Origin of the sequence: Staphylococcus sp. EG-SA-14, assembly GCF_017151935.1 — a bacterium.
GTDB classification, from domain to species: domain Bacteria; phylum Bacillota; class Bacilli; order Staphylococcales; family Staphylococcaceae; genus Staphylococcus; species Staphylococcus aureus.
Window position 1 is genome coordinate 1 of sequence record NZ_JACVZM010000048.1, and the last position, 1,486, is coordinate 1,486.

Annotated in this window: 5 protein-coding genes; all 5 read left to right on the forward strand. The window is 36.7% G+C overall.

Translation table 11 applies throughout. From position 1 onward, the window contains the following. On the forward strand, nucleotides 1–412 hold a 412-nt coding region (locus IDG63_RS14175; protein ID WP_206176466.1), incomplete at its 5' end, for a phage antirepressor KilAC domain-containing protein. Continuing rightward, nucleotides 413–637, forward strand: coding sequence for a type II toxin-antitoxin system antitoxin TscA (gene tscA / locus IDG63_RS14180; RefSeq protein WP_000187184.1), 225 nt, complete (start codon nucleotides 413–415; stop codon nucleotides 635–637). A gap of 39 nt (nucleotides 638–676) precedes the next feature. Next, nucleotides 677–1,126 (forward strand): hypothetical protein, encoded by a 450-nt coding sequence (locus IDG63_RS14185; protein WP_000993183.1) that lies wholly within the window; start codon nucleotides 677–679, stop codon nucleotides 1,124–1,126. Between the two features lie 13 nt (nucleotides 1,127–1,139). Beyond that, the gene (locus IDG63_RS14190) at nucleotides 1,140–1,361 is read left to right on the forward strand and encodes a hypothetical protein (RefSeq protein ID WP_117221670.1); all 222 of its coding nucleotides are present in this window, start codon (nucleotides 1,140–1,142) and stop codon (nucleotides 1,359–1,361) included. Next, nucleotides 1,354–1,486: DUF1270 family protein (locus IDG63_RS14195; RefSeq protein WP_206176468.1), on the forward strand; the 133-nt coding region annotated here is incomplete at its 3' end. The genes IDG63_RS14190 and IDG63_RS14195, both read left to right, overlap by 8 nt.

The following is a 1,486-nucleotide window of genomic DNA, read 5'->3' on the forward strand; positions in this document are numbered from 1 at the left end:
TCCAGACTACATCATTACAGTGTTGACTGAGTATAAGAAAGAAAAAGAGCAAAACTTACTTTTACAACAAGAAATCGGAGAACTAAAACCCAAAGCAGACTATGTAGATGAAATCTTAAAGTCAACTGGCACATTAGCCACAACTCAAATCGCGGCAGACTACGGTATATCAGCACAAAAGTTAAACAAACTACTACACGAAGCTAGACTACAACGAAAAGTAAATAAACAGTGGGTGCTTTACTCAGAACACATGGGCAAGAGTTACACAGATTCAGACACTATAACAATTGTGCGTTCTGATGGCAGAGAAGACACAGTTTTACAAACTAGATGGACACAAAAAGGCAGATTGAAAATACATGAAATCATGACTGAATTTGGTTATGAAGCTAATTTAGGGGGAGCGTAAATGACACCAGAACAAAAAGAAAAGCTAAACAATATAGTATTAACACTTTATGCAGTTAAAGAAAACAAAAGTCAAACATACACACACAAAGATACTCTTACTGTGACATATGCAGGCGAGATTGAGCACACTTACGAAGTCGACAGAGAGAAACACCTTGAATCAATGATTGAGTGGGCAATTGACCAAATCGAACAGCACTTTGATTTAGACGAAGAAGAATAACACACAATTGAACAAACAACTTAATAGGAGGAATTACAAATGAACGCACTATACAAAACAACCCTCCTCACCACAATGGCAGTTGTGACGTGGAAGGTTTGGAAGATTGAACGAAATACGAGAAAGCCTGTAATCAATCGGAATGATTTTAGTAAAGAGTCTACAGCAGAAACGATTGAGCGACACAGTGATCCTGATTCAGGAATAAAACTACTTAAGGCATTTTCCGACTTCACTAAACAAGCTGAAAAGCAAAAACCTACACTAGGAGAAGTTTATAGACGGAACAAACCTGAATTACCAACCGTTACTTTAGACGAAAACGGACTGTTTATAAATGATTTTAGGGTGCCTTATGTACTTGAGGAAGGAGTTAACGTAAAGAAATCTATGAACAACCTATATAAGGTCAGTTTGGACTTTTTCGCTAAAAGTATTATTGCAGATAATTACGAAGCAGATAACCCAGAGAATCAACAGTTATTTTAAAGGAGGAAAAGATATGATGAAAAATAGTTTGCAAGCTAAAGAACTTGCGGTAATTTTATCTGTTTCTAAATCCAAAGCAGGACAAATAATAAGAGAACTGAATAAAGAGCTTGAAGACGAAGGATACATTGCGATACGAGGCAGAGTACCTGTCCAATTAGCTAGGAAAAAATTCCCTTATCACGACTTATCAGACGAGAGAATAATGGAGGAGTTGAAAAAAGGAAATGAGTAACATTTATAAAAGCTACTTAATAGCAGTACTGTGCTTCACAGTCTTAGCGATTGTACTCATGCCGTTTCTATACTTCACTACAGCATGGTCAATTGCGGGATTCGCAAGTATCGCAACATTCATAT

Excerpts from the sequence above, each read along its gene's own strand:
- IDG63_RS14190 (WP_117221670.1), top strand. The coding sequence starts at position 1,140 with ATGATGAAAAATAGTTTGCAAGCTAAAGAACTTGCGGTAATTTTATCT.
- IDG63_RS14185 (WP_000993183.1), top strand. The coding sequence starts at position 677 with ATGAACGCACTATACAAAACAACCCTCCTCACCACAATGGCAGTTGTG.
- tscA (WP_000187184.1), top strand. The coding sequence starts at position 413 with ATGACACCAGAACAAAAAGAAAAGCTAAACAATATAGTATTAACACTT.